Raw genomic sequence first — 23,816 nt, forward strand, 5'->3', positions numbered from 1 at the left:
CAAAATACCCTTCGGTATCAGTGCTATATCCCGTAAGATCAAAGGCTGCGTAGCTCAGGTCATTAGACCCGTTATAGAACACGACAACCAATCCGTCGAGAACGGTATTCCCCGCCCCGCCGTCATACAGTTCCACAAATTCCATGGTATCCACACCGGGAGTGTCGGAGTCGATCTCATTGATCAGAATTCCTGTACGATCGTCTGTCATTCCCCCGTTTGCTGTTCCCGGGGTAGGCGCCGCCGTAGTGTACGCGGTGGTATTCCGGGCTCCACCCGAACCGTTGGGCATACGTTGCAGGGAATGATTGTCCTTATCGCCACCACCGGCCTCATTTACCTGAGGCTGGCCCGGATTCAGTAAGACAAGTAGACCTTCATCATCCGAATCATCGGTATCATATACGATAGCGTCCATAAGATTGGTTGTCGTCACGGGGGTCCCGTTCGGGAAATCGGTAGCACTACCGGTATAAAGGGCTACGGCATCGGCTCCGTTTTGTAATGTATTACCGGGGAATACTACAGATACGTTCGGTACATCTTCATTCCCCAATACAAAATACCCTTCGGCATTGGTGGTATATCCCGTAAGATCGAAAGCTGCATAGCTCTGATCACCCGATCCGTTGTAGAGGACTACGACCATACCATCCAGGGCAGTATTTCCTGTTCCTCCATCGTAGAGTTCTATGAATTCCATGGAGTCTACCCCCGGAGTATCCGAATCGATCTCATTGATAAGAATATCCGCTACAGGCATGGGTGTCGATGTATTTCCGAAACGATCTTCTGCCTGAGGCCCGCCCCAGATCGAAGTAGCAAAAGCAGGATTATCTATAAACGGATTCCTGTTTCCCTGCATGTTTTCAAGGATATCATTCCTGTTGATCTCGTAAAGAGATACCGGGTCTTCGGCATTCCATTGCAGAAAAATATCCATCATTTCGTTACTGTACGTCTGTGTACCTGTCCCTACCGCGGAAGGGAGACATCGGTTTCCGTAACGAAGGTACATGTACATCACCATACGTGCTACATCTCCTTTCCACTCATCGCCGGGGTACCAGGAATTACTCACTTTTCTCGCATTACCACTGGCATCGGCAAAAGGCAGGTTACCCCGGTCGGCGTTAAAACCTACATCAGAGGCCCTCAGGTGATGGGCATCGGACCCGGGCCCTGAGGTACCGAGATTCGGATTTCCTAACGATTTGGCAAATACGTGCTCCCGGTTCCAGTCGCCCGTATTACCACCGTTATTGTCTTTATCGCGTGATCTGTCGGTTTTGATATTTCCGTCATTGTCATTATACCCGTAAAGCAACAGTACATTATCCGGGTTATCCGGATCGAGATCGGTTTGTTTTAATGCTTCCCACACTCCCGGGGTATAACTGAGCTCCGTAGTATGAGTTTGTGTAATCAGGGTGGCAAGCTCTGTTTTGAGGCTGTTCCCTGTTTTGTTCATATCTGTCCCGTTGTAGTAAGCGGGTACCTGTGCAGATACTAAAAATGTATGGCACAGAAAGGTTACAAGCAGGATAGAAAATTTGGCAGCGTAGAGTTTCATCATATTTAGTATTTTTTTAACATGATCAAAACTACTAATAATATCCTTAAACCCTTCCGGATACGTGAGTTTTATCCTTAAAATAACACTGTCTTTACACTAAATAAGTCTGCATTGTACGAAAACAGAAAAAAATCAGGCATTCCAGATCACTCCCCGGAATTTTTCGCGATAGGATACGGGGGTCGTTCCTGTATTTTTCCTGAACAACTTACGAAAAGATTTTTCGTCCCGGTACCCGATATCCAGCATAATTTCCATTACGCTTTTATTGGTTTGCTCCAGCATTTTCTTAGCCGCTTCAAGCCGGACTTTCTGAAGATACACAATAGGGGTTACCCCTGTTGCCTTTTTAAAGCGACGGACCATATTCCTTCGGCTTGCAGGCACTTCATTCACAATCTCTTCTATAGTCTGTATCTGCGGATACATCTCACGGATGTATTGCTCTATACCTTTAACCAGCTCATCGCCGTGGTCCCGGTTGGGTGTGAAAGTACCGTAACAGGCCTGTTGCTCACGGTCCATATCTATGGCAAACATTTTAGAAATATAAATTGCAGCATCCACACCACAATATTTTTTGATGATATGGAGCATCAGGTGAAAGCTATTGGTTGCACCTCCGCTGGTATACACGCCGCCATCTTCCGTAAGGATTTCCCGGGACTGCAACAGTACGTTCGGAAAACTGTTGGCAAATGCCGTGGTCGCATTAATATGTGTGGTTGCTTTTTTACCGTTCAACACGCCGGAAGCAGCCAGTAGAAACGATCCGGTACAAAAACTTGCGATCTCCACACCCTGACCATGTTGTATACAGAGCCATCGGGTGAGATCAAGATTAGCTTCCACAAGTGTTCTTATATCTTCCGAAGCAAATGCAGGAACAAGTACCAGGTCAGTCCGTTGCACTTCACTCATGTGCACACCGACCGCATCGTATCCCATATTCTTCACTTCTCCCTCGCCGTAAATCAGGCGTATCCGGAAAAAAGGCTCCTTTCCCAAATCTGAAAAATACCGGTTTACGGACTGAAAAACGTCCAGTATAGCCGCTACGCTCAGCATACGATGGTGTGAAGTAAGTAATATTGATAACTCCATAATATATCTTGTTTTTTACCTGTGGAAAACCCAGCCTTACTCGGCTTCTCCCGCAAAACAAACACAAATCGCCCGGGAAAAGCTTTTAAAGATACGATTTTGTCCCGAATCCCCCTTCAGATTGGCCTTATAAACACGGTAAAGCCCAAAAGATCATTGTATTTTAGCTACAGTAAAAAAGCCTTTAAAATTTTTGGTTCATGAACAGCATAGAACATGTTAATTTTATAAAAGCCCCCGTATCGGAAGTGTATCGTGCCTTGGTTTCCGAAACAGGACTTTCCGCAATATGGACGCCGAAACTCAAGGTTAAACCCGAGGAAGGCCACATCAATGAATTTGATTTTGACGAAAAAGAAATTACCAGGATGAAAGTAATTCAACTTACTGAAAACGAAAGAATCGAATGGAAATGCGTGACTTCCGACCCGGAATGGGTTGACACTTCCATTATTTTCGAACTCTCGGAAAAAGACGGACTGACCCAGGTGATACTGAAGCATACGGACTGGAATGCAATAACTCCGTTTTACCGATGGTGTAATTACAACTGGGCCCTGTTCCTGTTACGTCTGAAAAAATACTGCGAGAACCTCATCAAATAACCTGGAATAAACTGTAACTTTTTATGATATACGCAGACCTGTAATACAACATCCCAAAAACCATCGCCATGCCCGTATATAATTCATATACAACCGTGGAAATTTTCCGGACCGATGTACACGACGAAATTACGGCTTCCGAAGTGGTTTCCAGACTGCTCGTTACCTTTCCCGGTGCAACGATCAATTTCGACCTGGAGGATTGTGACAGAATTTTACGTGTGGAAGCAGATTATGTTGATACCTCAAAAATCATATCCCTGTTGAAGGTGATGGAGATACGTTGTATCCCGCTATCCTGATCCTGATCTGTAAATTTTCGTGCGGAGTTTGTCTGATATTTTATTTTCTCCCGGAGCCCTGCTTTCGTATCTTTGATAAAACCGGTATCAGCTATCCCTGATGAGATCAAAATTTTACCTGCTCTTATTAAACCGTCTTTTCTTCACCCTGCTCCCGGGACTGATTCTGTTGCTGATTTCTCTGAAAACCCGGCTTAAAGAACCGGTATGGAACGAATGGAAAAAAGATGATTTTCTTTTACCAATTGTTTTAGGACTACTGCTATGGGGAATTATAGAAATTAGAGGTATAACCCGATATTTGCGTAAACGCAAACAAAAGTTTCAAGATTACACCCTTCAACCTGTCCCCGAGCCCACGCCTCTTTCCGAAAGGTTTTCGCTATTGAACAATAAAGTATTATCCAGCCCGGCAGACCTGAGTATTATAAACCGGGATCTGCATATCTCTTTATACATCAACAGGAAGGAACAGCTCATCGAAGTTCAGAAAAGTACGGGAGCGGAAAAAATATCTTTTTCCGATATCCGTTATATGGTTCTGGAATACGTCCATGAGGATGTGTACACATTAAGAGGCTTTTTTACACGTGGACGTTACGACAAGACCTTCTGGCAAAATACTTTTTCTGTAGTTCTTAAAAGCGGACAGGTTGTACCGCTTTTCCATGACAGGCTGAAACAGCACAAAAAAGACGAACTACAGCACGAACTTACATCGGGCAGTTATATTCACGTCGGAGAAAGAGGAATAAAACTCCTGAGCTTTATAACCGGAAAGGCATATATGATAATTGATTATTCTAACCCCTGATACGACCTCGGAAAATGAAGAAAACAGCTCCGATATTTTTGTCCAGTGTCTTTGCACTGTGCCTGTACCTTTCCGGAATGAATGTCTACGGACAAATACCTGATGGTTACGGTGAAGATGCTTATAAAGAAATTGACGCTCTGATCGAGGGTAAGGACTTTTTCCGGGCCAGAGACCTCTACCGGAAAAATGAAGACCGGCTCACGGAACTGCATCGTCTTAAAAGCGGTTTTTTTCTGAATAATGTATTTAACCGTCCCGATTCCTGTATCCATAAGATGAATATGCTCCTGGACAAGCACGGAAATGAAATTTCTGACAGTCTTAAATTCCGCTTACTTTCCATCGGTCATGTCAATTACTCCAAAATATATAATTACAGAAAAGCCAAAGAAACGCTGGCTTTACTATTATCCGAATACGAACACTGGCTTTCCGATGCGGAAGAACAGGATTATAAAAACACACTGGCGATATGGACCGCCCTGGAAAACCAGCCCGGACAGCAAATAGAACTTAACAGCACGGTAAACCTGAAGATCGCCAGGGACAAGGCCAAACTCCAGAACCTCCTGGTATCCCTGGAAGGAGAAGAACAGTACTTTGTCTTCGATACCGGTGCCAACCTGTCGACGATTACCGAAACAGCCGCCAGACGTTTCGGGCTGAAATATCTGCCTGGAACCGTGGAAGTCGATGCCATCACCGGAAACGAGATCCGGTCCCGGATTGCCATAGCTCCCAGGCTGCACCTGGGTAGCCTTACCGTACGCAATGCCGTTTTCCTGGTCTTCCCGGATGAAGCCCTTGCCTTTCCGGAGATCGACTACCAGATACACGGCATTATAGGTTTTCCGGTCATCGAAGGTATGAAAGAGATCGAGATTACCCGGGATGATCGTTTTATCGTCCCCGACAAACGCAGTACTTTCAGCGAACGAAACCTGGCTATAGATTTCCTCACTCCCCTTATCTACCTGAAAGACAAAACCGGGACAGGTACTTATACATTCGATACGGGAGCCATGAGCACGATGCTTTACGATACGTATTACCGGAAAAACAAAAAAGAACTGGACGACACCTATCGGGAAGAAGAAGTTACCATAGGGGGCGCAGGAGGATTAATATCCAAAAAGGGAATGTACATTACATTTACCCCCGAAATCGGGCAGAAACAAATATCCATGGATTCTGTTATTGTCCTCAGGGAAGCACTTAAAAAAGACAATCCTTATCTCGGTAACATAGGTCAGGACCTCATGGCCAAATTTGAAAAAGTAACTTTCAATTTCGAGGACATGTTCATTCGTTTTGACTGATCTCCTTTTATTCGGGTAACCTTTTTAAAAGTTTCTGTGCCGCTGTATGGTTCGCGGAACTATCCGGTATTTTCCGGAGAAGTTCCCGGCATGCTTCATAATCCTTTTGTTTGAGCTTGCTCAATGCCCCGTACCATAGGGCTTCGGTACGGAATACCGACCTGGAACCGATGAGTCCTGCAAAAACCATATCGGCTTCCCCGAACCTGTTTTGTTCTACCAGCGCAATGGCATAATACAGTGAAATTTCGGCATGAGCCGGATCTTCACGGAGAATCTCCCCGAACAACCTTGCCGCTTCTTCGTAATTTTTATGGTTAAATGCAGTTTCCGCACGATAAAGCTCCGCATTTTCCTCTCCCCGTACCACCAGACTTATTTCGGGATATATCGCATAATCTTCATACGAAGGTACGGTCATCCTCCGCGACAGGAAGATCCCTAACAGGATCAACACACTGGCTGCCACAGCAATCTGCCATCGCAACAATTTCCGAACTCGTGGCTTTCGCTCCTGTTTTCTGAAGTATTCCTCCGAAATACCGGATACTTTATCGCGGAAAGCCGCCGTATCTTCCGCCTTCCCGAAAGTACGCTCCAGGTAGGCCGATGCCTCCCGGTAGGTTTCGAACCACGCATTCAATTCCTTATCGGACTGCAAACGCGCTTCCAGTTTCTGCCTGTCCGATGTGGAAAGGGCCCCGGAAAGATAGTCCTCAAATAAAATATAATCTTGTTTTTCCATCTTCAGGAGGATTTAATTTTTTCATATTCGGGCGACCGGCGCACCATATCCGTGAGTTTTCCTATACATAGCGATTTCTTTTTCCGGGCATAGGCATACGTAATTCCAAGGGTATCGGCTACTTCTTCCATCGATTTCATCCGAAAAGAGGCCTGTAAAAGCTCCTTGCAAGCCTTGCCCAAACGATCGAACATTACTTCAAACAACTTTTCCTTTGCCACGGAAACATCAGTTTCCGTAACCAGAATTTCTGCTTCTTCATTCCTATATACATTTTCGTCTTCGGTTGTTACCGCCTTTCGCGAAGATTTTTTCAGTTCGTTAAGCCATTTTCGTTTACACAACAGAAAAAAATAGGCATCAAAAGGACAGGTGAGTTTCAGGTTTTTATCCCGGGCCTGCTCGTAGATAATAACCAGGACCTCCTGTATGATATCTTCGGCATCGTCCCTATCTCCGCTGTTATTACATATATAATGTATGACCTTGGAAGCAAACTTGTCATAAACCGCCCGTATAACCAGGGCATTGTTCTGCGCAAGGCCGTCTATGTACTTCTGATCTTCATGTATTTTACGTTCCGCCATATCAACAGAATTATCAAACTAAAATAAAAAAGTTTTCGCACAGGGGTAACAAATTATAAACCTATTTGATATGAACATATACTATCAATAGTGCCGACCGCTAAAAAAATCGGCTTCCATTAAGGATCAAATGAATAATTATCTAAAAAACGAAAATTATGAAAAATGTAAAAAAACCTCTGATTATTATGGCCATGGCTGCATTTGCACTTACCGGATGTACAGACAGTGACGAAGGTATTATCCCGGAAGAAATACCTTTTGTGCCTCCAACGGCAGAAGCTTTTGCAGGGCTGAGGGCCGTAGCTATGGAAAACAGGTTGCAAACCACCAGTTTCAATGCCGAAGACGGCGTGGTTTTTACTTCGGAAAAAGGAGTGCTGCTCACCATTTCCGGAGGATGCATTATGGATACTAACGGGGATCCCGTAACCGGAGAAGTACAACTCGATTATATGGAAATCTTCGAAAAGGGAAATATGATGGTCACCAACAAACCTACCATGGGCGTAACCCCGGAAGGTGACAAAGCCCTGCTTGTTTCCGGCGGTGAGTTTTACGTCATGGTCACACAAGACGGTGAAGAACTTCAAAGCTACTGTGCCATTCAGATGACAGTTCCACCGGATCTTACAGGAGGAATAGATGAAGACATGACTTTCTGGACAGGTGCCATTGATGATGACGGAAATCTCGCGTGGAACCAAAAAGAACGCAACGACGACGAAGGCGGTGTGTTTATAGACCATAACCAGTATTTTGTAATAAGCAATCAGTTTGGCTGGACCAATGTCGACCGGTTTTTCAGTGATGCAAGACCCAAAACGACACTTCAGGTAGAAGTCCCGGAAGGATTCGATGCACAAAACTGTGCGGTCTACCTCTCCTACGACGGCGAAGAAAATGCCCTGGCTCAACTGGACACATACGATGAGAACACCGGAAGATTTTCCGAACATTACGGTCAAATTCCGGTGGGACTGGAAATGCATATCATTTTTGTCACCGAAGAAAACGACGAATGGCGATATGCCATCCAGGGTGTTACCGTAGCTGCAGGTGATATTTATTCCTTTGATCTTGAAGAAACCGCAACGGCAAGTGAAGAAGAAGTCATCCAGATCATAGCACAACTTCCCTGAGAACACATCGTTGATCCGGATTTTACCGGTATACCCCCGCTCTCCTTGTAAAGGGCGGGGGTTTCGGATATCATATATTCTATAGCCCGTAATTTCATTATTCGTATTTTGAAACCATAAGTAAAACTTTTTTGCTACATTTGATAGACCAGCCAAAACCTTTGAGACTATGAAAACTGTTCCATTACCGCGCATTTGCCTGTTTTTGCTATGCATCATATGGAGCTGTGGTAAAGACACCTGCTGTGATGATCCTCCTACCCCTGAAGCATTCACTGCACCCAGTGCACAGGAGTTTACGGATTTGCTTGAAAGCACGAGAGATTCGCTGGCCGTTAACATTTCATTTCCTGCAACAGAAGGCCTGGAATATATTTCCCGAAACGGTACTACGATTACGATTCCCTCCGACTGCCTTATTACACCGGAAGGCAATCCGCTGGAAGGAGAAGTTACCCTGAAGTTTATAGAACTTTACGATATCGGGGATATGCTCTTTACGGCAAAGCCCTCTATAGCGCGGGTATCCGCCAACCTCAGAACCCTGATTGCCGGCGGAGGCTTTTTTTACCTCAATCTGGAATACAACGGGCAAAGTCTTCGGAATAGTTGTGAGATCCGCATACAGGTTCCGGTATCGCTGACAAGTGATACCCCGGAAGACATGCTACTATGGACCGGTGCCGAAAACGAAGAAAACCATTTTTCCTGGTTTCCGTATACCGAAGGAGAACTTTTCAATGAGAACGACTATTACATCGCCTATGTCTCAGGCAACGGCTGGAAAGGTATTGCCCATACCGATACGGATGCCGTATCGGGAATAACCATAAATGTGCTGGCCACCGAAGGATATAACGAGCAGAATGCATCGGTATATGTAGCCTTTGAAGGACGAAAGCACACTTTGGCACAGCTCTATTTCGATGAAGAAACATCCATGTTCAGAACCCCCGAACACCAATATTTTTCCGATACCGATATGCACCTGCTGTTTGTTTCCCCGGACAATGGTCAATGGCGTTATGCTATTAAAAATGTAAAGGCGCAAACCGGTAAAATATATACTGTAGCTCATAGCGAAACGACAAGAGCAAACCGGTCAGCACTGTGGTCTGCAATCCAACAACTCCCCTGACCCTTTCCCACTTTTCCGCATTAAAAAAAGAAAATAACAGGTAACAATATGAAGGTCTCGCGGATATAAGTATGAGAGATGACGATACCGATCTTATGAACGGATATCTTCTCCTCTGACCTTTACTGTTTTTATGAATAATATAAGTAACTATATGCGGATTTTTAACGCTTTGTTTTTTATGATCACCTGCTTCGCTTCCTTTGCCCAGGAAACACAGGTAGCTGACTCTCTTCAGCCCCGTACGGCCGATTTTAAGTATGAGGTGCGGGGCAATACTGTTATGCTTAGTCCCCAGCCTCCCGCCCTGATACAAATGGCCGGGGCTCCGAAAGCCTATTACTCTTACTTTTGGGAATTCGGAGATGGTAATTTCAGCAGGGAAAAAGAACCGGAACACCGCTATAAAAAAGAGGGGGAATACCGGGTAGATCTCTGGGTGACCAATCATTACGACAACGGAAAAACACCTGCTACCCGCCCGCATCAGGTCAAAATAAACCAGGTTACGGAAAACTATGCAGACCAGGCTACCATGGATAGCGACCTTATGTTGCTAAGGAACCGGGAACCGATACCCGACGAAGATATCGTAGTGGTACTCCGTTATAAAAATCCCAGGGAATATGTAACTTCAGGAAAACTCTACCTGTTCTACAACGAACGTCAGTACAAAGCAGACAATTTCGAACGCACCGAAGTGCGTGCCTATCACAATGAAAAGGTTCACCGAAGCAAAGACTTCGCATATACTGGAGATATCCTCGACAATGATGTACTGCTCGCCAATGCGGAAGATCCTGTTGCATATCGTTTCCACGGGTTACAGGACAGCACGGAACGGGTCAATTTCCCACTGACCCTGGAAGCGTCCAAAGCTTACTATAAAGACTGGGACCTGTTGGAATTCGACCGGATGGCTCCCAATGAAGAGCGCAATGTATTCTTCACTCTTCGTACGACTCCGGAGATGCTCAAAGATACCAGCGCCATTGTCAAAGTAAGAAGCATCTATGTACCCGATGAGAATTACGACAATCATAAGGTGAGAGAAATGGAGATGGAAATTGTTACCTCCCACGACCCCAATAAAATGTCTTCGAATGCCACGATTATGAATTACCGGCTGGTACGTTTCAAAACTTTTCGCTATAAAATCAGGTTCCAGAATAACGGGGAAGGACCCGCAAATACGATACGGCTGGAAACGGACATTCCGGAAATGTTTGACAAGAACAGTATAGCGATCGAGGATCTGTATCCCGAATGCCCCGTATGTCCCAAAGAACCCGATGTTACATACAGTTGCATCGACACCGTTTTTACAAAAGACAAGGCCATATTTACATTCAAAAATATCTATTTACCGGGTAGTGCCCAGAACAATGTAAAAGAATATGACTCAACCCAGGGCTTCGTAAAATACCGGATAAAACTGGCTGACGATTTTCACAAAAAGAAAACAAAAAGCCGTACGGCCATTTACTTCGACAAAAACGAACCCGTGATTACCAATTATGCCACCACCCGTTTTTTACCCGGCATATCCCTCGGGGCCAAAGCGGGATATATCTTTACTCCCGACCGTAACAATAACCGGGAATACTTTGCAGGAGTTACCCTATCCCCCTACAAATCATACAGAGGATACCTGCAGGCCGAACTCATGGTCTCCGCCGCTTCCTTCGACCAGATAAAAAAGTTTACGGAAGAAACTGTAAATACCAATGGATACACTGAATCTTACGATATGGAATCCCTTAACGAATACCGCAATATATCGTTGTACCTCGTTCCGGTATCCTACAGGTATAACCTGAACAATTATCTTGCACTCGGTACCGGTTTACAACTGAAAACGGACCTGAGCAGTAAACATTGTGTAACTGACACGGGTGCATATACGCTTAAAATTCCCTCCGAAGGAGTCGACTTCAGGGATGACACCAAAGATTTTATCAGGCAGACCGAAAGTACCGGGTCATTCAGCAATTTTCAGAGCGGTCTTTTTGTAGGTTTTAATGTCGGTTTTGCACGTATAGGCCCCAGTGTCGGGGCCCGCTATATATATAATTTCAACGCCCCCAATAACCAGGTACAACTCTATGCTATTTGGAAATTCTGATACGAACCGATTTGTTTCAGAACGATTTCAATTTAAAAAATACCAGGTATGAAAAAGTATATCTTTTTGCTGGTTTGCTTCCTGTCCGGAGTTTGTTTACAAGCCCAGATCACGGATAGCATTTACCGTACCATAGATCGTATCGCTCAGGCCCGTCAAGGGATCTTCCCGGAACAACTGGAAAAGCAGGCTTCTCTCTTCGAGCAACGGGCTTCTTCCACCGAAGAATATATGGCCCTGCTCATCCTGCGTTGTAATATGGGATATTATTACCGGAATACCGGAATGCCTATAAAGGCTATCGGCAGTTATGAAAAAGCCTGGAAAAACTACAGGGAACACCATCTGCCCGACTATGATATCATCGAATACGGTCTGAAGCCCCTGGGCAATCTCTATACGAAATCCGGGAATTTCACCCAGGCCGAAAATACGATAAAGTCTTATCTGTTTCTCGCCGAAGAACAGGATAACCAACCTCAGAAGATTGCAGCGGTACTCAACCTCTCCGTAGTATATCACAATACGGGAAATTTCAGAACTGCCATACGGCTCCTGGAAGACAATCTCCGATACGGAAGACCAGATCCAGAACAAAAGGCCCTTCTTCTGAACAACTTGGCAACGAATTATTTTGCCATCGGATCTTATCATGAAGCCGATACTGCACTCGGAGATGCTGCACGCATATCTCCGCAAGTTACGGCACCCATGTATCGCAACATGGCTCAAATGGCCCGTGGCAAAGCACAATGGGAGCAGGCCGCTGTCTATCTCGACCATGCCGAACAGGCCCTAAAAACAACTCCTTTTTCGGCCAGGGATCTCGCCTTGTTGTATGTCGAAAAAGCCGACCTGTCCAAAGCACGCAGAGACACCATAACTACCCGGAAACTACTTTACAAAGCGCTCGATTTTTTGCTTCCCGACCGTAACCCCGGAACATTGCCTTACGAAGACAATATCTATGCCGAAAGTGCCCTGATCCCGGTCTTCGACGCCCTGGCAGCACTGGAAGAAGATATGGAAACAGCCCTGGATTATTATGAACTGGCATTTTATGTCACCGCGCTGCTACAGCAACAAATGACTTCCCAGGAAACAAAAATACTACACAGTGCCACCAATCGCACCCGCAGTGAAAAATGTATCTCCCTGCTCTACAACGCATATAAAAACACCGGTAACAGCCGGTACCTCGAACGAGCTTTTACGTATGCGGAACGCAGTAAAGCTGCTGTACTGAAAGATGCTATTGCACTAAAATCGCTTGCAGAAAAATTTCCCGGAGACAGCCTGATCCGGCAGGAACAAAAATTATCTGCTTTGCGGGAACATACCGTAAACAGCCTGATACGCGCACAACTGACAGGGCAGAAACAGGACTCCGTTCCTTTTTATACCGAAACCCTGAATGAACTGAACCTCAGTCTCAAATCCCTGAAACAACAGATCGTGACCAGGTATCCGGAAAACGCGTTTAACGGAATTTCGACAACCCTGCTCCAGGAGAAACTCGCGGAAGACAAAGCGAATATGATTGTATATTTTTCTGGAGTAAACTACCTCTATACCTTTGTTTTTACGCATACAGACATAGCACTTTACCGAAAGACCAAAACCCCGGATTATAAAAAAAAACTGAAACAGTTTCTCTCCTTTTTTGATAGCCCCGACCGTATTAATAATGATGTCGCCACCTATTCAAAAAGTGCATACGAACTCTTTCGCTCCCTGCTGCCAGACGATATCCCATATACGCCATATCTTGTTATTGTTCCGGACGGGCTGCTGCATTTTGTTCCTTTTGGGGCCCTGCTTACTACCCCCGCCCGGAACGATAACTATATGCACATGGATTTTCTTACCAGGCGACAAAAACTGGTATATCAGACTTCAGCGGACCTTTATTTCCACAAAAGAGAACACCCTAAAAATGAAAGACTGCTCGGCATATTCCCTGTTTTTGAGAATAGTGCTTCGGAACTGCGTTATTCCGAAGAAGAAGCCGGGAACATCCGCCATATCATGAAGGGAGATATGCTGTGTAAAAGCGAAGCCACAAAAGCCAATTTTATAAAAAAGGCGGGAAATTACGATATTATCCACCTGTCTACCCATGCCAGCGGAGGAAGCTTTGTGGTTCCTGCCCATATACAGTTCCGGGACGATATACTCCTGTTACAGGAATTATACGGCATGCACCTCAACCCCGGGCTTGTGGTGCTCAGTGCCTGCGAAACCGGCATCGGAAAACTACAGCACGGAGAAGGTGCCATGAGCATAGCACGCGGATTTCAGTATGCAGGTACCGAAAGATTATTGTTTTCCCTTTGGAAAGTGAATGACCGGGCTACGGCAACGCTGATGGATATGTTCTATAAAAATTATGAGAAATACGCTTCCGCCTGTAGTGCCAGTCAGCAGGCCGGGATAGACTACCTGGAAAATCCGAAAATACCACTCGCCCGGAAATCACCCTATTACTGGGCCGGATTTGTGTACTATGGCCATATAGAACAGGAAAAACTTCCCTATGCTTCACGAACTACCATACTGTGCACCTTTGTACTGTTGTTCTGTGTGGTTATCGGCATAGAGTTATACCGTAAAAACAAGAGAAAAAAATTCAGGTAATTGGCTCTACCGCCCTATTTAAAAACTACTCCTGTGATCGCCCCCCAATTGTTCGTCGGGCGACCGTACTGTGAAATCCGGTCATGTACACTTTCTGTTTGATATTTCCTTTTAAATTTGCACAGGCGGCCATGCGGTAAATGGATAGCTTTATACACCTGCTGATGTCTCCGTGACGTCAGATGGTCAATGATAAAAACACATTATGGAGAAATCGAATACACTCAGGGTGATATCTTACGGAGAAGTACTATGGGATTGTTTTCCCGATCATAAAAAAATAGGCGGGGCTCCGCTCAATGTAGCCCTGCGGATGCAATCGCTCGGATGCCAGGTAAGCATGATCAGTGGTATCGGCAATGACCATAACGGAAAGCGTATAAAAGAATACCTGGAGAAGCACGGAATAAATACCTCCGGAATTGTTCAAATCGAGGGATATGATACCGGAACGGTACAGGTTACCCTGGACGATCGCGGATCGGCATCCTACGAGATCACCTATCCGTCGGCCTGGGACAAGATCCCTGCCACTGAGATTATGGAAGATCTTGTCGACGAATCAGATGTACTGATCTACGGAAGCCTGGCCTGCCGTGACAAGGTCTCCGCCGACACCCTCCACCAATTACTTTCCAAAACTGTCCGGAAAGTTTTTGATGTAAATCTCAGGAGTCCGCATTATACCATGGCGACGCTGAAGGCCCTGATCGGAAAAGCCGATTTTATAAAATTCAATGACGATGAACTTTACGAGATCGCCGAAGCTCTCGGGTCTCCCTACAGATCGCTGGAACAAAATATGGAGTATATCGCAGAGAAGCATGCTATTTCCTCAGTCTGTGTAACCAAAGGCAGGCATGGTGCTGTTCTCCTGCACGAAGGAAAATGGTATTACAACAGCGGTTATAACATTACAGTCAAGGATACCGTAGGCGCCGGTGATTCCTTCCTTGCCACCTTGCTGACCCACCTGTTCCATCTCCGTTCCGGTCCCCAGGAAGCCATACATTTTGCCTGTGCCATGGGAGCTCTGGTCGCAGAAAGTGAAGGGGCCAATCCGGACATCCCTGCCGGGAGAATAGCCGCCCTGATGGTGCGTTAGTCTCCCTATCCGATGATATGTTGTTTTACTGAAGATTGGTGTGCGGGCATTTTCTTTTCGAAAATATCCGAGATACATTTTATTTCTTCCGCATAAATCGTCTTCTTACGCATGGCAAAGTAAAGCGTCTGCTCTATCGGGTTTTTACCTTCCCACAGCAGCTTTAAATTTCCCTTTTCCATCTCGTCGAGACAGAGAAAATCGGGAAGTACGGCCACACCCTGCGCATTACTCAGACAACGGACAATAGAAGATTTATTCGGAACGATATAATTGCATTTGAAATCCGGATGACGATTGAAATTTACATTCCAGAACATTTTCAGGTTTTCCATATCACCTGTAGTACCGTACCACGTTTGCTGTTTTAACCAGTCCTGCAGACTTTCTGCGTCACCTTCTGCTAAACTTTCAAAACCGGTTATATCCGTATCCCTTCCTGCCACGAGCACTATTTTTTCTTTGGAAAATGCCCTGTAATCGATATTCTTGTTCTGTCCCTTACGGGCACTTATCACCAGATCAAGGATTCCTTTATCCAGGTCTGCCAGGGCTTCTCTATATTCCACAAACTTGATGATCACATCAAAAGGCAATGTAGCTATATAAGGTTCCAGGGTATATTGAAAGGTTTCCATGCACATCCCCACCCCTATGGTTGGCTTATCCTTTTCCGTACTCTTCCGGAAACACTGCTCGGCATCCTCAAGCTTGGCTATAGCATCTTTGATATGATTGTAAAGTACTTTTCCGCGTTCCGTAGGCACCATTTTACGCGAAGAACGATCGAACAGTTTATACCCCGTGTAAGACTCCAGCGAGCCCAGATGAAGACTTACCCCGGGTTGTGAAGCATAAAGCACCTGTGCGGCCCCGGTAAGCGTGCCGGTTTCATATACCGCCTTAAATGTCCTGTACCACTCGAGATTGACCATAGTTTAATCATTATAATTATGATACAAATGTATTAATTATATTATTTTAATAATACATTATATCCCGGTAATTTTGCCCTGTAATCTTAAAAGAACTTTTATGAAAAAGATATTTGTTATTAACGGCGGACAGAAATTTGCACAGTCCGAAGGGAGGTATAATGAAACCCTTACCAAGATCACCGTAGATTTTTTCGGGAAGGCAAAAGGTTTTAAAGTAAAAACGACGAACATTAATGACAGTTATGATCCTCATGAGGAAGCGCTGAAATTTGTATGGGCCGATGTTATTATTTATCACACCCCCATCTGGTGGTTTCAACTTCCGCATAAGTTCAAGGCCTACATAGATCATGTTTTCGAACATGGAGAGGTGTACGACGGAGACGGACGCTCTTCGGCCAACCCGGCTATCAACTACGGTACGGGCGGGCTGTTGAAAGGCAAAAAATACATGGTTACCACAAGCTGGAACGCTCCAAAAGAAGCTTTTACCCTGCCCGGTGAGTTTTTCAGACAGAAAAGCGTGGACGAGGGTGTACTTTTCGGTTTTCACCGGATGAATGCTTTTTTAGGTCTTGAACCGCTACAGGGCATCCATTTTCACGATATCGTCAAAAACGGAAATGCAGAACGGGATATGACCGATTACAGGGCACACCTGGAACACATATTTGCTACACAGGAAGGCACGTACGTATAAAGCCCTTTCCTGTCATCGAAAAAAACTCAGGATTACTATGAAAAAAAGTTTATTAGCCCTTGCACTCGGAGGGCTTGGTATAGGGGTCACCGAATTTACGATCATGGGTATGCTTCCCGATGTTGCCCGGGACCTGAATGTCACTATTCCTGCTGCGGGTTATCTTATTTCGGCTTATGCGCTGGGCGTTGTTATAGGAGCTCCGTTCCTGGTTATCGGTATGGACAAGCTGTCTCCGGTAAAAACGCTCATCGTACTTATGGTTTTGTTTACCGTATTTAATGGATTTTCCATTATCGCTCCGGATTACGAACTGCTTTTGGTATCGAGGTTTGTCTCCGGGCTTCCTCACGGTGCTTTTTTCGGAGTGGGATCGGTAGTTGCGAGCAGGCTTGCGGACGAAGGCAGGGAAGCCCGGGCCGTCGCCATAATGTTCTCCGGCCTCACTGTCGCTAACCTGCTCGGCGTACCGCTGGGCACATACATCGGGCATCATTATTCGTGGCGATACACTTTTTTGCTGATTGCTCTGATCGGACTGGTAACGATCCTGGCCCTGAAGCTATGGATGCCCGAAATGCCGCCAAGAAAAAACAGGAGATCGCCCTTGAAAGACCTCGAAATATTCAAACAGGGTAATGTCTGGTTTATGATCTTGTTGTTTTCCGTGGCTCCGGGAGCCCTGTTTGCCTGGATAAGTTATATCGCCCCGCTGATGACGGAGGTTTCCGGTATTTCCGAAAAGCACCTCCCTTATATTATGATCCTCGCGGGGCTGGGTATGTTTGCAGGAAACCTTATCGGGGGAAAACTGTCCGATACGTTCTCCCCTGCAGCTACGGTGATGGTTATACTCGGTTTTCAGATCATCTGTATGATACTGATCTATTATACCTCTTTTAACCCCTGGGCCTCTCTGGGTCTGACCTTCCTGACAGGCCTGGCTACTTTTGCCATCGTCCCGCCCCTTACCGTGCTACTGCTCCACTCGGTAAAAAGCGAAGCTGAAATGCTGGTGGCATCACTCGGCCCGGCGTGTTTTAATATTGCGAATGCACTGGGCGCATTTCTCGGCGGCCTTCCTATTGCTATGGGATATGGTTATACTTCCCCCGAATGGGTAGGGGTTGTCATGGCTGCAACAGGGATGATCATTGCCCTGTTGTTTGCCCGGAAAAACAAAAGGCAATATTCCTGACCATAAAAAAACTGCCTTCTATCACCCCTTGGGGATCAGGAAGGCAGTTCAGCATGAAGACTCGGGTTTAAGGGACACATCGGTCCCTTATTTTTTAAAGCTGATAACGTCCTGTCTTTATAATATCAGGATATATCGGCTAAAAGGGATGAATCAGGGAATAATTCCGGCCGGTATACCGCAGCTCAAATGCTCATGGTATGTTCTCATCCGGGGCAAAAAGGGACAAGGTTTCCGGTAATTATCCTTCCGGCAGAATAACATCCCCTTCTTCATCGGTATTATTTTTTCCACGCCTCTTCCAGCAGTTTTATAAAGTAACCTCCCACAACACTTCGCGCCTGGAATCCGCGAACATCACCCGAGGAAGTGAAATGCCAGTCACTCATCGGCACACGGTCTTTGCTTTCTTTTGCAAACAGGTATACCGGGTCGACCAGCTTTCTGAATTCGGTTTCGGACTCGGTCAGTGTTGCTGTCCAGAGAATCCAGTCGGACTTGGTGTAATCGGATCTGCTATCGAGCGGCAGGCCATATTTATTCTGATTTTTCAGATAAAAGGCTATTTCCTTGCGATACACTTCTTCGGGAAAAAGGCGAAGGTCCATGACTTTATCCCAGACCAGGTTGTATTTCTGGCTCCACGTAGCGGAATCATCGAAAGTAAGCGCATAATGATCTCCCGCATCCGCGAGTTCCTGCCATTTTCCGGTCATTTCCCTGGCCATGGCAGTATACTTCCGGGCTATATCCTCATGGCCGAGCTCCCCGGCCAGGTACCCGTAACATCCCAGCGCAACAATAGCTTTTACCGAAAGGTTTGCGTTGCGTGCCAGGTGACCTGCGAAATCGTCGGTACATAACTGGTTTCCCGGATCGAAACCTTTATCTGCCAGGTAACCTGCCCAGGTAGTCAGGGACTCCCAGTGCTTTTTGGCATATTCGGCATTGCCTTCTGCCCGCGCTATGGCCGCCGTGAGGATGATCATATTTCCGGATTCTTCCACTGGCATGGGTTCGCCGTACACCACCCCGTTGGCCTTCGGATAGGTACCTATGTCGTGCGCAGGAAAGGGTTCTTTATATCTGCCGCTTTCGGAGTAGTAAAAGATCCCGGTAAGCATTCCTTCCATAAGCCTTGGGTTGTAAAGGAGATATAAAGGTGCGGACGGATAGGTCACATCTACGGTGTTGATGCAACCGTTACTGTAGTTTTCCTTGGAGAGAAAAAGAAGTTCCCCGTCGGGGCTTTCCACCAGCTTATGGGCAGCTATACTCTGACGGTAACCGATCTCACAAATCTTGGCATACGCTTCCCCCCCGGCTGCCCTGGCTTTACCGCGCAAACCGGTATCGAACATTTTACATTTTTCAACTACTTCCTGGTATTGTACATAGGCCTTTTCCAGTTCTTTCCCAATCGTACTGTTTCCGTCTTTATTCCACCACGGGCGCAGGTTTTTTCCGAAGTACTGAATAGAATAGATATCGTCATACCCCAGCATAATAAGGTGTTCTTTTGTAGTGCTGATTTTTTCTTCGGGAAAAACCGTGTTCAACATCAGTTGCTTTCCTTCTTTTATAATTCCGGAAGTCTTGCTTCCTGTCATAAAGTTTTCAGTGGCTTCTGTTTCAGGTAAAACATACTGTACGGTTCCGGCACTTTTCGGCGCTGCTACATACATATACCCCCAGTCTATACGGAGATCATCGCCTTTTTTCTCCAGCACCGGCTGTTCTACCGTACCTGCTCTGAGTAGTGAAAGGTGATCCGTAGCCTGTTCTTCCGTGGTCATCAATTGTCCCGGAACATTTGCCGCTATAGTAGAGGACGCACCGAAATACACCTGTACGTTATGCGGTTTTCCATCGGTAGGTGTCGTCTTTACGGATATATAGGAAACGGGGCGGGCAAAGAGCTCCAGATCGTCCATAAGCAAGGGGGACGTAAAGGTGAGGTCTACATTGACGGGGCCGCATTCGAGGGTGTAAGAAGTCTGTGTAGCAGAAATATCCACACTTTTCTGTTTGGCTTCCAGGGCTTTCTCTTCGGGTTCTGTTTTTTGTACGATCCCGGCATCGAGCCACTGTCCTCCTGCTGTATTACGCACGTGTATGGCGAGCACATTTCCCTGGCTTTTCAGGCTTTTCTGTACCCTTTCCGGGATCTCATAATATTTATATTCGTTATTCCAGCACTCGCATTGGTAAACCGGTTTGCCGTTGATATATACCTTCACGTTATCATCGTGCCGGAGTTTCAGTAACATGTTTCCGGTTATTTTCTCCGGAATATCAAAGGTACGCCTGTACCAGAGGTCTTCGCTCTTCCACGAAGTACCGGCCTGTTCGTTATCCCCGAAAGGAGCCGCGGATGATTCCCATCCCGAATCGTCATAGCCCGGTTGCTCCCAGCCTTTACCCGGATCTGATTCCGTACTTCTGGCCCGGTAGTCTTCGCTATCTGAAGCCGGGACGATATCGCTATACTTCACGCCTTCTTTACCGAGAAAGCGATAGGTCTTTCCGTCTACTTTAATCAATCCCAGCAAGGTCTGGTCGGTACCTGTCCAGTGTGTCGTGGGTGATGCATTGATCTCGTCCGTGAAAGACCAGATACTGAAATAGGGATCGTGTGTAATGAGCGGATAGGCCGGTGCCTGCCGCTCTTGTCCGAACGAAACCTGGAATAATATTACGCTGCATAGAAGCTGTAGTGTCTTTTTCATTGGTCTTGATTTTTATCGATCTCAGGGGATCTCTTTGTTATATCCCGGTATTGTAAAACCGGGTACAATGATGAAATTATACTGTTGGTTTAATCGTTGCTGCTAAATACGATATGCTGTTTTTTACTGCTCCGATACCGAGAACCGGTACACGGAAACGGTGTGATATTTTTCTCCGGGATTTAAAATAACGGATGGAAAATCCGGTTGATTCGGTGCATCCGGAAAATGCTGGGTTTCCAGTGCAAATGCCGTACGGTATTCATCTTTAACCCCGCTTTTGAAGGTATTTTGGCCCTGCATGAAATTTCCGCTGTAAAACTGTATGCCCGGCTCTTCGGTAAATACATCCATGGTGATCCCAGTGCGGTCTCCTACTATCGTTGCCGCATGGTTCATCCCCATACCACCGGTTCCGTTCAGGACAAAATTATGGTCATAACCGTCTCCGTTATCCAATTGTTCGTTGTCCGTCCCGATACGCTCTCCTATGGTATGAAACGCGGTAAAATCGAAAGGTGTCCCTTTTACTTTCCGGATCTCACCGGTAGGGATCAATCCCTTGTCGACCGGGGTAAATGCATCGGCATAAAATTTCACCCGGTGTTCCAGAACGGTGCCGCTTCCTTCTCCGTTCAGGTTAAAAAAGGCATGATTGGTCAGGTTTACCGGGGTCGGTTTATCCGTGGTGGCCTCATATTCCATTTTCAATGCATCATCTGCTGTCAGCGAATAGGTCACTTTAACGACGAGTTCCCCGGGAAAACCTTCTTCCAGATCAGGGGAAGTATATTGTAATACCAGGGTATGTTCATCCGGCTGTGAGGCTTTCCAGACAACATCCTGGAATCCTTTTTTACCACCGTGCAACGTATTTTCCCCGTTGTTCACCGGAATGTGGTACACTCTGTCATTCAGAACGAATTGCCCTTTGGCTATGCGGTTTCCTACCCGACCTATGGTCGCTCCGAAATAGGGTTCGGTAGAGGTAACAAAATCACCGACATTGTCAAATCCCACTACCACATCTGTCATCGTGCTGTCTTTTGCAGGTACCCACAACCCTACCAGGCGCCCTCCATAATTGGTAAATGCGGCCTTGATGTTACCATTCTTTATCCAGTACAGCCCTGTTTGCTCTCCGTTCAGAATCGTATCGAAAGCCTTTGCACTCAATTCGGCAGGTTCGGTCACGTCCGGAGTATGATGTTGTTTGGTCTGCTTTTCGGGAGTTTGTTTGCATGCTGTGAAAACAGTCAGCAGGACTAAAACTGCATACAGATTGATTTTTTTCATTTTCTTTAGGTTATATATTAATGTTACAGGTTTTCCGGTAGCCTGACGAACTCGTCCGGGAAATCATTCTCGCATCACGTGGTTTTGCCTGGCCCAGTCTGTCCATAAGCTATCCAGGCGTTTTACGACCTCCGGTCTGGCAGAAGCCACATCCTTGGTTTCCGTACGATCGGTGTCCATATTGTAAAGCTCCCAGGAGCTTTTGGCATCAGGAGCCACGAGCTTCCACTTTTTGGTTCGAACCATTCGTCCCCCTTCGTGTTCGTTGAATAAAGCCGGATGTCCTGTTGCTTTTTTTCCTTCTAAAACGGGCTTTAAACTTCTGCCCTGTAACGGGTGGATGTCGCGACCATTGTAGGTTTCCGGATACGCAGCTCCGGCCACATCTGCGAAAGTGGCCATAAAATCCATAACATGTCCGGACTCCCGGGCAATCCCTCCTTTTTCCATACGTATTCCTTCGGGCCAGAACGCTATCATCGGCGTGTGTATACCTCCTTCGAAAGATTCGGATTTCCAATAGCTGAACGGCGTATTGGATACATTGGCCCAGCGCGTTCCTATAGATCCGAAAGTGGTTTCGGGTCCCGGCAGCACTTTTTTATCGACGGCATAAACAATCTTCTCGCCTTTCCTGGTGCTTCCCGGCCTGTCGAATCCCGGACCGTAACGCATACTGTTTTCCGGACTCGCCCCGTTATCGCTCAGAAATACGATCAGGGTGCGGTCTATCTCTCCGGTTTCCCGGAGTGTTTCAAGAATACGTCCTATTCCACGGTCCATACGGTCGATCATGGCGGCATGTACGGCCATGGCCCGGGCATCCCATTCCGCATCCGGGTTATCCTCCCACTTCAGATCGTTCTTCCACCTCGGTGGAAGCGGGTAACGCTCTCTGTCTATAATCCCAGTCGCTATCAGTCTTTCATATCGCCGTTGCCGTATCGTATCCCAACCCGCTTTGTACACGTCTTCATATTTTGCAATATCTTCCGGAAAGGCGTGTAGCGGCCAGTGGGGGGCCGTATGAGCTACATAGAGAAAAAACGGTTTTTCCTCCCGACTGAATTCGCGGATATAGGCCGATGCCGTATCGTTGATAGCATCGGTATGATAGTAGTTTTCCGGTACTGTTTTTATAGGCTCCGTACCATTGACCAGGCTGAAAGGATCAAAAAAATTGACGACACCCCATATATTTCCAAAATACTTATCGAATCCCCTGTTCGTAGGATACTGCTCAACCGGCGAAAACAACGGATGTTCTTCCTGGTGGCTCAGCCATCTCATCTGTGCTTCCGGGGTCTCCTGCTCGATAGTATTGGACACATGCCACTTCCCTGACATCCCGGTCTGATATCCTGCCGGTTTTAACACTTCGGCCAGGGTTACAGCATGGTCCGAAAGGCGGCCGATATACCCTTCGCGGTTTTCATCGGTCGTCATGTGTCCTATTCCCGCCTGATGATTATAAAGCCCCGTCAACAGGGAAGCTCTCGTAGGACAACACCTGGAGGTATTGTAAAACTCCGCAAAACGCACTCCGTTTTCCGCCAGCCAATTGATATTGGGCGTCTCGATCTCTCCCCCGTAACATCCCAGGTCGGAAAACCCGAGGTCATCGGCCATAATGAGCACGATATTGGGACGACGATCTTCTGTGCCAGCTTCTTGCCTGGTTTCCTTCTTATGCTTACAAGCCGTAACAAGAACAACAACTACGAGTAGTACCGGAAATAACGGGAAACGCATG

19 protein-coding genes are annotated in these 23,816 nt (G+C 46.3%); 11 read left to right on the forward strand and 8 right to left on the reverse strand.

The genetic code is table 11. The features are described 5' to 3' along the window. Positions 1–1,576: endonuclease (locus BT112_RS19500; RefSeq protein ID WP_175545830.1), on the reverse strand; the 1,576-nt coding region annotated here is incomplete at its 3' end. Between the two features lie 132 nt (positions 1,577–1,708). Beyond that, on the reverse strand, positions 1,709–2,680 hold the full coding sequence (locus tag BT112_RS19505; protein WP_072319146.1) for a GlxA family transcriptional regulator: 972 nt from the start codon (positions 2,678–2,680) through the stop codon (positions 1,709–1,711). Between the two features lie 200 nt (positions 2,681–2,880). Here BT112_RS19505 and BT112_RS19510 point away from each other — a divergent pair, with 200 nt between their 5' ends. The 4 genes from BT112_RS19510 to BT112_RS19525 all read left to right on the forward strand — a co-directional run bounded on the left by BT112_RS19510 (position 2,881) and on the right by BT112_RS19525 (position 5,723). Beyond that, on the forward strand, positions 2,881–3,285 hold the full coding sequence (locus BT112_RS19510; RefSeq protein ID WP_072319147.1) for an SRPBCC family protein: 405 nt from the start codon (positions 2,881–2,883) through the stop codon (positions 3,283–3,285). A gap of 68 nt (positions 3,286–3,353) precedes the next feature. Next, complete coding sequence (locus tag BT112_RS19515) at positions 3,354–3,587, forward strand: hypothetical protein (protein ID WP_072319148.1); 234 nt, start codon at positions 3,354–3,356, stop codon at positions 3,585–3,587. A 100-nt stretch (positions 3,588–3,687) separates the two neighbouring features. After that, a complete protein-coding gene (locus tag BT112_RS19520; protein ID WP_072319149.1) occupies positions 3,688–4,401 on the forward strand; it encodes a hypothetical protein in 714 nt (237 codons plus the stop codon). A 14-nt stretch (positions 4,402–4,415) separates the two neighbouring features. Continuing rightward, complete coding sequence (locus BT112_RS19525) at positions 4,416–5,723, forward strand: retropepsin-like aspartic protease (RefSeq protein WP_083564998.1); 1,308 nt, start codon at positions 4,416–4,418, stop codon at positions 5,721–5,723. 7 nt (positions 5,724–5,730) lie between these two features. Here the strand turns inward: BT112_RS19525 and BT112_RS19530 are convergent, their stop codons facing one another. Continuing rightward, positions 5,731–6,468 (reverse strand): tetratricopeptide repeat protein, encoded by a 738-nt coding sequence (locus BT112_RS19530; protein WP_072319151.1) that lies wholly within the window; start codon positions 6,466–6,468, stop codon positions 5,731–5,733. Positions 6,469–6,470: 2 nt separating this feature from the next. After that, positions 6,471–7,055 (reverse strand): RNA polymerase sigma factor, encoded by a 585-nt coding sequence (locus BT112_RS19535; RefSeq protein ID WP_072319152.1) that lies wholly within the window; start codon positions 7,053–7,055, stop codon positions 6,471–6,473. 158 nt (positions 7,056–7,213) lie between these two features. Here BT112_RS19535 and BT112_RS19540 point away from each other — a divergent pair, with 158 nt between their 5' ends. From BT112_RS19540 to BT112_RS19560, 5 genes are all read left to right on the forward strand, one after another. Then, positions 7,214–8,197, forward strand: coding sequence for a hypothetical protein (locus tag BT112_RS19540; RefSeq protein WP_072319153.1), 984 nt, complete (start codon positions 7,214–7,216; stop codon positions 8,195–8,197). Positions 8,198–8,366: 169 nt separating this feature from the next. Further along, positions 8,367–9,335 carry a hypothetical protein gene (locus tag BT112_RS19545; RefSeq protein WP_139276314.1) on the forward strand — a complete coding sequence of 323 codons (969 nt, stop codon included), beginning with the start codon at positions 8,367–8,369 and terminating at the stop codon, positions 9,333–9,335. 154 nt (positions 9,336–9,489) lie between these two features. Beyond that, the gene (locus BT112_RS19550) at positions 9,490–11,460 is read left to right on the forward strand and encodes a PKD domain-containing protein (RefSeq protein ID WP_072319155.1); all 1,971 of its coding nucleotides are present in this window, start codon (positions 9,490–9,492) and stop codon (positions 11,458–11,460) included. 48 nt (positions 11,461–11,508) lie between these two features. Continuing rightward, positions 11,509–14,097 (forward strand): CHAT domain-containing protein, encoded by a 2,589-nt coding sequence (locus BT112_RS19555; protein WP_072319156.1) that lies wholly within the window; start codon positions 11,509–11,511, stop codon positions 14,095–14,097. A 205-nt stretch (positions 14,098–14,302) separates the two neighbouring features. Then, positions 14,303–15,202 carry a carbohydrate kinase family protein gene (locus BT112_RS19560; RefSeq protein ID WP_072319157.1) on the forward strand — a complete coding sequence of 300 codons (900 nt, stop codon included), beginning with the start codon at positions 14,303–14,305 and terminating at the stop codon, positions 15,200–15,202. A gap of 5 nt (positions 15,203–15,207) precedes the next feature. Here the strand turns inward: BT112_RS19560 and BT112_RS19565 are convergent, their stop codons facing one another. Continuing rightward, positions 15,208–16,137: a LysR family transcriptional regulator gene (locus BT112_RS19565; RefSeq protein ID WP_072319158.1), complete on the reverse strand. Its 930-nt coding sequence runs from the start codon at positions 16,135–16,137 to the stop codon at positions 15,208–15,210. A gap of 100 nt (positions 16,138–16,237) precedes the next feature. On the opposite strand from BT112_RS19565, the gene BT112_RS19570 reads away from it, so the two are divergent. Then, positions 16,238–16,840 carry an NAD(P)H-dependent oxidoreductase gene (locus BT112_RS19570; RefSeq protein ID WP_072319159.1) on the forward strand — a complete coding sequence of 201 codons (603 nt, stop codon included), beginning with the start codon at positions 16,238–16,240 and terminating at the stop codon, positions 16,838–16,840. Positions 16,841–16,877: 37 nt separating this feature from the next. Beyond that, positions 16,878–18,038 (forward strand): MFS transporter, encoded by a 1,161-nt coding sequence (locus BT112_RS19575; protein ID WP_072319160.1) that lies wholly within the window; start codon positions 16,878–16,880, stop codon positions 18,036–18,038. A gap of 281 nt (positions 18,039–18,319) precedes the next feature. On the opposite strand, the gene BT112_RS19585 is transcribed toward BT112_RS19575, so the two are convergent. The 3 genes from BT112_RS19585 to BT112_RS19595 all read right to left on the reverse strand — a co-directional run bounded on the left by BT112_RS19585 (position 18,320) and on the right by BT112_RS19595 (position 23,815). Then, positions 18,320–20,767 carry a glutaminase family protein gene (locus BT112_RS19585; protein ID WP_072319162.1) on the reverse strand — a complete coding sequence of 816 codons (2,448 nt, stop codon included), beginning with the start codon at positions 20,765–20,767 and terminating at the stop codon, positions 18,320–18,322. Between the two features lie 123 nt (positions 20,768–20,890). Further along, positions 20,891–22,063, reverse strand: a complete 1,173-nt coding sequence (locus tag BT112_RS19590) for an aldose epimerase family protein (protein ID WP_072319163.1) — start codon at positions 22,061–22,063, stop codon at positions 20,891–20,893. A gap of 63 nt (positions 22,064–22,126) precedes the next feature. Then, a complete protein-coding gene (locus BT112_RS19595) occupies positions 22,127–23,815 on the reverse strand; it encodes an arylsulfatase (protein ID WP_072319164.1) in 1,689 nt (562 codons plus the stop codon). Between the last annotated feature and the right edge of the window lies 1 nt (position 23,816).

It is taken from the genome of Sinomicrobium oceani, from assembly GCF_900119185.1.
Lineage (GTDB): Bacteria > Bacteroidota > Bacteroidia > Flavobacteriales > Flavobacteriaceae > Sinomicrobium > Sinomicrobium oceani.